Annotated in this window: 9 protein-coding genes; 3 read left to right on the plus strand and 6 right to left on the minus strand. The window is 72.1% G+C overall.

Going from position 1 to position 7,134, the window contains the following annotated elements:
• Nucleotides 1-10: 10 nt before the first annotated feature.
• The 4 genes from M0P34_RS12290 to M0P34_RS12305 form a co-directional block, all read right to left on the minus strand.
• On the minus strand, nucleotides 11-760 hold the full coding sequence (locus tag M0P34_RS12290) for a FlgO family outer membrane protein (RefSeq protein ID WP_291499548.1): 750 nt from the start codon (nucleotides 758-760) through the stop codon (nucleotides 11-13).
• Nucleotides 753-1,442 carry a hypothetical protein gene (locus M0P34_RS12295; RefSeq protein ID WP_291499550.1) on the minus strand — a complete coding sequence of 230 codons (690 nt, stop codon included), beginning with the start codon at nucleotides 1,440-1,442 and terminating at the stop codon, nucleotides 753-755. The genes M0P34_RS12290 and M0P34_RS12295 overlap by 8 nt, the downstream gene beginning before the upstream one ends.
• Before the next feature lie 185 nt (nucleotides 1,443-1,627).
• Complete coding sequence (locus M0P34_RS12300) at nucleotides 1,628-2,053, minus strand: hypothetical protein (RefSeq protein ID WP_291499552.1); 426 nt, start codon at nucleotides 2,051-2,053, stop codon at nucleotides 1,628-1,630.
• A 572-nt stretch (nucleotides 2,054-2,625) separates the two neighbouring features.
• Nucleotides 2,626-3,411 (minus strand): glutaminyl-peptide cyclotransferase, encoded by a 786-nt coding sequence (locus M0P34_RS12305; RefSeq protein ID WP_291499554.1) that lies wholly within the window; start codon nucleotides 3,409-3,411, stop codon nucleotides 2,626-2,628.
• Between the two features lie 327 nt (nucleotides 3,412-3,738).
• On the opposite strand from M0P34_RS12305, the gene M0P34_RS12310 reads away from it, so the two are divergent.
• Nucleotides 3,739-4,008, plus strand: a complete 270-nt coding sequence (locus M0P34_RS12310) for an RNA-binding protein (protein ID WP_291499556.1) — start codon at nucleotides 3,739-3,741, stop codon at nucleotides 4,006-4,008.
• A gap of 75 nt (nucleotides 4,009-4,083) precedes the next feature.
• On the opposite strand, the gene M0P34_RS12315 is transcribed toward M0P34_RS12310, so the two are convergent.
• Nucleotides 4,084-4,578 carry a hypothetical protein gene (locus M0P34_RS12315; protein ID WP_291499558.1) on the minus strand — a complete coding sequence of 165 codons (495 nt, stop codon included), beginning with the start codon at nucleotides 4,576-4,578 and terminating at the stop codon, nucleotides 4,084-4,086.
• Nucleotides 4,575-5,111: a hypothetical protein gene (locus tag M0P34_RS12320; protein WP_291499565.1), complete on the minus strand. Its 537-nt coding sequence runs from the start codon at nucleotides 5,109-5,111 to the stop codon at nucleotides 4,575-4,577. The genes M0P34_RS12315 and M0P34_RS12320 overlap by 4 nt, the downstream gene beginning before the upstream one ends.
• A gap of 172 nt (nucleotides 5,112-5,283) precedes the next feature.
• On the opposite strand from M0P34_RS12320, the gene M0P34_RS12325 reads away from it, so the two are divergent.
• The gene (locus tag M0P34_RS12325; RefSeq protein ID WP_291499567.1) at nucleotides 5,284-6,288 is read left to right on the plus strand and encodes a glycosyltransferase; all 1,005 of its coding nucleotides are present in this window, start codon (nucleotides 5,284-5,286) and stop codon (nucleotides 6,286-6,288) included.
• Nucleotides 6,289-6,347: 59 nt separating this feature from the next.
• Nucleotides 6,348-6,857, plus strand: a complete 510-nt coding sequence (locus tag M0P34_RS12330; protein ID WP_291499569.1) for a peptidylprolyl isomerase — start codon at nucleotides 6,348-6,350, stop codon at nucleotides 6,855-6,857.
• The last annotated feature ends 277 nt before the right edge of the window (nucleotides 6,858-7,134 follow it).

A 7,134-nucleotide genomic window follows, 5' to 3' on the forward strand; every position in this document is an offset into this window, starting at 1 on the left:
GCGGGCGGGCCTACTGCTTGCCGGTGGGCGGGAACAGACGGATGGGCGCCAGGGGCTCGCCCGCCCCGGGCGCGGGCTGACCCTTGGCGGCCTTGACCTCGGCGGGCGTGGCCAGCTGCGCCACGGCCCGGGGCCGCAGGAACGCCTCGAATCCGGCGCCGGCCGACTCCCCGTCCTCGCGCACCAGGCGGGCCACCAGCCCCCGGTTGGGCACGGCGTAGTCGTAGGCCGCCACGGCCACCCCCGAATCCAGGCGCACGACCTGCCCGGAGACGAAAACCGCCTCGCGGTCGGCCACATAGCTACCCACAAGCACGGCGTGGGCGTCGTAGCGCTCGCGCAGGAACCGGGCCGTGCGCCGCGTGAGCAGGAACTCGCCCTGCCCGGTGCGCACGCCCATCTCGGCGCGCAGGCGGAACTCGACCACCGAATACCCGGCCTGCACCAGCCGTGAGGCGAACTGCGCCGAGGCCAGCCGCCCGAAGGCCGAGGTGCGTTCCAGGTCGTCCTGGCGCACGAAGGTCGCGCACAGGATGCGTGCCTCGCGGGGCAGGCGGGCCTCCAGGTTCTCCACCAGCCCATCGGCGGCGCTGTGGTTCCCGGCGATGAAGGCGTCGCCCTCCCAGCGCACATTCAAGGGCTGGCGGTAGGGCTCGGGCGCCTCGGGCTCCGCCGCGCCGAAACTCATGCACCCGCCCAGGGCCGCCGCCAGGAGCAGCACCGCCGCCCACGCGCCGGGAAACCGTGACTGCCTATTCATTGCGGACCCCCAGGGACGTGGCCCCGACCCCGCCCGGCCCGCCCAGGCCGGAACCGGCGGCGCGCAAGGGCTCGCCGTAGTGCCGGTAATCCGCGTCGTTGATGTAGTAGATGTCCGAGGCGTGCATCACAAAGCGGTTCTTCCAGGCCAGCCGGGTGGTGACGATGATCTCCTGGTCGGAATGGCTGGCCAGATGCCCGGCGGCCACATCGGCCAGCAGCCCCGCCGGCCCGGCGCCGTAGATGAACTCGGTGGTCACGTCGCGCGAGACGGCGATGCCCGCGCCGATGAGGGTCAACAGCCCCGGTACGGGCCGCTGGATGCGCGCGCCGTGGCGCAGCACCTGCACGGTGTAGACCAGTTCCAGCTGGTTCTCCTCGTGCTCGGCCACCTGGATGCCGCGCTGCACCAGCTTGGAGACCAGAAGCTCGCGGAAGACCCGGTGGAAGGGCCCGGGGGCCTGGTCCGTATCCACGTCGATGGCCAGAAGGCGCAGCTCCACGCGGTCGTCCAGGGCGGCGCGCACGCGGTCGGCCACGTCGCCGGCCAGCACGTCCCAGTGGTGCGCGGCCTGCATCTTCGGCTGCGCGGTCATCTTGTAGGTCGTGGCGTAGGGCAGCTGCGACTGGCAGCCCGCCAGCAGCACGCACCCCAGGGCGGCGGCGAGAATCGCTTTGATCATGTCGGCTTCCTTGGCCCCCGGCTGGCGGCGCCACGCGGCGCGCACCCCGGACCGGGCTCACGGGTCTTATCGGCGGCCCCGCCCCGGGACTTAAGGCCCCGCGCGGCCCCGAAAACGGACGAAAAACGCCGCGCAGGGCGGGCCCTGGCGGCGAAGCGTGCGGCGGATGGCGGACGGAATGGACCCTAGCTCACGTCGCGGACGTAGTCGTCCATGTCGATGTCCTTCCATTCCTTGGAAACCCAGTAGGCCGTGGCCCAGATCATCAGCGCGGCGGCCTGGGTGTCGTTCAGGCGCTTGATCTTGGCCTCCAGGTTGGCCTTGCTGGCGCCGTACCTGGTGTTGACCATGCCCAGCTCGCAGGCGTCCTGCACGCGCAGTTGCAGATAGGCCAGCCGCGACTGGTCCGGCAGGAGCTTCACGTCCTTGTGCGCTTCGAGGATGGTCTTGAGCTCGGCGGCGGAGAACTGCCCGCGAATGGAATTGATGGAGCGGAAGAAGGTATCCACGGCCCAGGGCACCACGAACTCGGCCCCCGCGCTTTTGGTGCGGAAGTATTCCTTGAGCCACTGCTCGTGCTCATCGGACACGCGCGCTGCGACCTGCGGCATTCCTTGTCCCCCTTGCCTTTTTCCGGGCCGGGAGGGCGCCCCGGGATTCGTCACTGCATACTGACCCTCTTTTTAGAGCATGGAATCAAGACTTTGTCTAGAAAAAATGGGGCCGCGACGTTTTTGTCACGAAAGACGGGACCGCGCGGGCGCCAGCCCCCGGGAACGCCGAAACGGACGCCAGCCCAAAGACGCGAGGCGGAAAGGCCGGACCGCGGCCCGGCAGCGGCGGCGGGCTGCGGTGTGCATGGACTCCCGGGGGCCGGGACGCGGGCGCCGGGGCCGGAGGCCGATACGCGGCGCAGGGGGGCGGGCCGCCTGGCCGAGGGCCGGTGCGCGGCGCAGGGGGGGCGGGCCGCCTGGCCGGAGGCACGTCGCGGCCAGGGGCCGCCGGACAGGGCCGCGCGGGGCCGGGGCGAGGCGCCCCCCGGCGCGCCGGAACGAAACGGGGCAGCCCGGGGCGACGCGCCCCCCCTCGCCCTCCCCGGGCTCGCCGGGGCGAGGGGCATAGCCACGGGACCCTGGCGCGTCGTGCCCGCCCCTCCCCGGGCGCGCCGGGGCGAGGCCGGGCCTCAGGGCGTCGCCGGGCCCGGCTCCAGCACATACATCACCGGCCAGCGCTTGCCGGTGACATAGAGCCTGCGCGTGGCCGGATTCCAGGCCAGGCCGTTGGCCACGGCCTCGGGGCCGAGCCCCGGGGGGACCAGGGGCCCCAGGTCCAGCCAGCGGCGCACCCGGCCCGTGGGCGGGTCGATGACGGCCACCCGCGAACTGCGCCAGACATTGGCGAAAATTTCGCCCTCCACCCATTCCAGCTCGTTGAGCAGCTCCACGGGCCGCCCGCCGTCGCGCACGGCCACGCGCCCGAGCTCGGCGAAGGTCCGCGCGTCGCGCAGGGTCAGCGTGTCCGAGCCGTCGCTCATGTAGAGCAGCCCCCCGTGCCCGGTCAGGCCCCAGCCCTGGCCGGAGTAAGCAAAGCTCCCGCGCGGGGCGAAATCGTCCAGCCCCAGGACGAAGGCCCGGCCCGAGGTCCAGGTCAGCCACACGGCCGCCCCGTCCACCGCCGTGGCGCCCTCGCCGAAAAACCGCGCGGGCAGCTCCGCTCGGCGCAGCTCGCGCCCGCTGGCCGGATCCAGCTCCATGATCCGCGAGGCCCCGCGCAGCCCCGTCGTCTCGAACAGGCGCCCCCCGGCAAAAAACAGCCCCTGGGTGAACGCCCCGGAGTCGTGGGCCAGGGTGGCCGCCAGCCGCCAGGGCGCCGGAGGCGCCAGCGTCCCGTCCGCGCCGGGGGCCTGGGCCCGCGCCACCCCGCCGCCCCCGGGCAGCGGGGACAGCGGCAACAGCAGCACCAGGGCCACGGCAGCCCACAGGGCGGCCCACAGGGCGGCCCACAGGGCAGCCGCCCCCGCGCACCGCGCCCGGCCCGCACCGCGCCCCGGCCCGGCGTCCGCCGCCCCGCCGCCCGGGGCCGCGCCCCGGCCTCGCGGCGCCGCCCCGCCAGCCACTGCGCACAGGCTATGCTGCGAACAGGCAATCACACCGGAACTCCGTGTTTCCCTATAAAAAAAAGTTTGACATTTGATTCACGACCATCCATGAGGACGACATGGTCCATACGCCGAGGAGGGGTTTCCCTCGGTGTGATATGGGCGCGCGACTTTTTCCCTGCAAGGAGTTTTTGCAAAATGCCCAAGTCCATCTATGTCGGCAATCTGCCCTGGAGTGCCACGGAAGAGGAACTCCGCGACCTGTTCGGCCAGTTCGGCGGCGTCACCTCCGTCAAGCTCGTTTCGGACCGCGAAACCGGCCGTCCGCGCGGCTTCGGCTTCGTGGAGATGGAAGACGCCGATGCCGCCAAGGCCATCGAGGCCCTGGAAGGCACCGAGTTCGGCGGCCGAACCTTGCGCGTGAACGAGGCCAAGCCCCGTCAGCCCCGGCCGCCCCGCCGCTGGTAAACTCCGCCCCCAACCGCTAAAAAAAGCCCGCCCCGCCCCAAGGCGGGGCGGGCTTTCCCGCGCCCGGCGCCGGGCTCAGCCCTGGCCGTTCCCGTTGCCCCCCGCAGGGGCCTTGAGGGCCGCGCCCAGCCGCGCCATGCGCGCCCGGATGTACGAGGCCGCCAGGTCGCCGGTGTCGTCGGCCCCGCCCATGCGCGCGGCGTATTCCAGGAGATCCCGCTCCCGCTGGCGCTCCATGCGCTCCGACTCCAGGAACATCACATAGACCAGGCACAGGGCGGCGTCGTTCTGCTCCCCGCCCTCGCAAAGCAGCCCGAGCTGCTCCCGGGGCACAGTCTCGAACAGCCGCTCCACGAACATGTCCACCCAGCGGGCGTGCAGCTCGTCCAGCAGCGGCGGCACCAGCGCGGCCGTGCGCCCGGCCGTGCCCGGGTCCGCCCCCAGGGTCACGGTGAAGAACTCCGAAAGCGCCTCGCGCCGCAGTTCCTCGCGCCCCAGGCGCTCCAGCCGCCCCAGGACCACCGCGCGCACATGGGCGCGCAGGTCCCGGCCCGCGCCCGCCGCCGTCATTGCGGGGCCTGCGAGCCGAAGGTCGAGTTGGGGCAGGTGTGGGACTGCATGCACATCTCGCAGCCGCCCCGGTAGGGCATGGGCGTGTACACAGCGTACTGCCGGTTCAGCGCCCCGAGCTGCGGGTTCCACTCCAGGTCCATGCTCTCCATGAAGTCGAGCACCTCCTGGCCCGGGCGCGGCAGGGGCGTGCAGTTCTCCTCCAACTCCGGCACGAGGCTGCGCGCCGCGCTCATGACCAGGGTGATGGCCAGGTTATGGAAGAACATGCCGCTCTTCTCGCCCTCGGACCAGCCCTGCTCCACCGCGTCCTCCACGCCCTCGGTGAGCCAGACGAGCAAAAAGCCCTCGTCCGGCCCGGCGGTGGAGGGGACCAGATGGTAGGCGTGCAGCCGGTCGCGCCAGTCGCTCCACGCCGCCTCCAGCCGGTCCATCAGCGCGCCGTCGATGCGCGATTCGCCGCAGATTTCCAGGAAATACATGAAATCGAAGACCGGGCGGGGCTGCACGGGCTTGACCTGCAGTGCGCTCATTGTCGCCTCCTTGACTGTTGCCGGGCGCGCGGCCCGTGGAGGAGTTGCATAAACTCTTTTGCCCCCGGGCTCAACCCGCCGCGCGCATCCCCGCCGCGCGCGCTTCGCCCTTCCCCGCGCCGCCCGAATGGCATATGCTCCCCCGAGCGGGAACCGCCCGCCAGGACCGGCCATGAAACACCTCTGCTGGATCGGCCACCCCTACTTCGGCCCCGGGCTCGCCGCCCACGGCTGGGAGGTGACCCTCATCAAGCGCCGCAGCCCCGGCTTCGTCACCTGGGACGAGGTCGTGGCCGCCTGCGGACGCGCGCCCGACGCCGTGGTCATGGGCGACGCCAGCCTGCCCCCCGCGCTCTTCGGCGTGGAGCGCTGGCCCTGCCTCACGGCCATGCATTTCGTGGATTCGCACATCCACTCCTGGCACCCCCTCTATTCCCGGGCCTTCGACCTGTGTTCCGTCAGCCTGCGCGACCACCTGGCGGGCTTCGCCGAACAGCGGCCCGGCCCGGGCCGGACCATCTGGCTGCCCCCCTGGGCTCCGGACCACACCGGCCCCCGGCCCGGCCCCAGACAGTGGGACCTGCTCTTCGCCGGAACCGTGAACCCCGCGACCACTCCCGGGCGCCACGCCTTCCTGCGCGAACTGGGCGCCCGTTTCCCGGGGCTGCACATCGCCCGGGGCGACTTCGGCGAGCTGTTCCCCAAGGCCCGCATCGTGCTCAACTATTGCGAACGCGGCGACCTGAACTTCCGCGTCTTCGAGGCCCTGGGCACCGGCGCCTGCCTGCTGACCCCCGAGGTCGGCCACGGGCAGGACAGCCTCTTTACCCCCGGGCGCGACCTGTTCACCTACCCGCCCGGCGACATGGACGCCCTGCTGGGCACCGTCCGCGCCCTGCTGGCCGACCCCGCCGCCCGCACCCGCGCCGGGGAGAACGGCCTGGCCCGCATCGACGCGGGGCACCGCGCCGCCCACCGCGCCCGCGACTACGCCGCCTGGCTCGCCAGCCACGACGCCCCGGCCCTGGTCGCGGCGCGCCTGGAAGGCCCGCGGCAGCAGCTGCGCTCCGTGCTGCGCGTGCTCTACCTGCACTTCGCCGAGGCCCTGCCCGACCCCGCCCTGCGCGCGGGCTTCCTGGCCCTGGCCGACGGCCGCCCCGGCCCGCCCCAGGGGTGACAGCCGCGCCGATTTTGCCTATGACCAGCCGACCCAGACACACCCACAAGGAGATCCCCATGTCCAACCCCATGGTCCTCATCGAGACCTCCAAGGGCGACATCCTCGTCGAACTCTTCGAGGACAAGGCCCCCAAGACCGTTGCCAACTTCCTGCGCTATGTGGACGAGGAACACTACGCGGGCACCATCTTCCATCGCGTCATCGAGAACTTCATGATCCAGGGCGGCGGAATGACCGGCATGATGAAGGAAAAGGCCACCCACGCCCCCGTCGAAAACGAAGCCGACAACGGCCTGAAGAACGAGCGCGGCACCCTGGCCATGGCCCGCACCATGGACCCGCACTCCGCCAGCGCCCAGTTCTTCATCAACGCCGTGGACAACGCCTTCCTCGACCACAGCGCCAAGACCGAACAGGGCTGGGGCTACTGCGTCTTCGGCAAGGTCGTCGAGGGCCTGGACACCGTGGACAAGATCCGCAAGGTGCGCACCAAGTCCGTGGCCGGATACCAGGACGTTCCCGGCGACCCGGTCTACATCAACTCCGTCTCGCGCTTCGAGGTGTAGCCACCGCGGGCGGACCGGGCAGACCGGCGCCCCGGGGCGGGGCGCGATGAAGGCACCCCGCCCCCGGGCCGCGCGGCCCGGCCCGCGACGCGCCACGCTCCGCCCCGGGCCGGGCACGCCACACGCCACACGCCACCCGGCCCGGGAGACCCCGCAGGCCGCGATTCGTCGACCCCGCCAAGATATCTCCCGTACATTCGGCAATCCCTTCCACCGCCCCCCGGGGCGCGCCCCCGCCGCCCCCAGCCAAGGGACACGGGCCACCGGATCAGCCGGA

The sequence above is a fragment of the Desulfocurvus sp. genome (genome assembly GCF_023230885.1).
Classification (GTDB): Bacteria; Desulfobacterota; Desulfovibrionia; order Desulfovibrionales; family Desulfovibrionaceae; genus Desulfocurvus.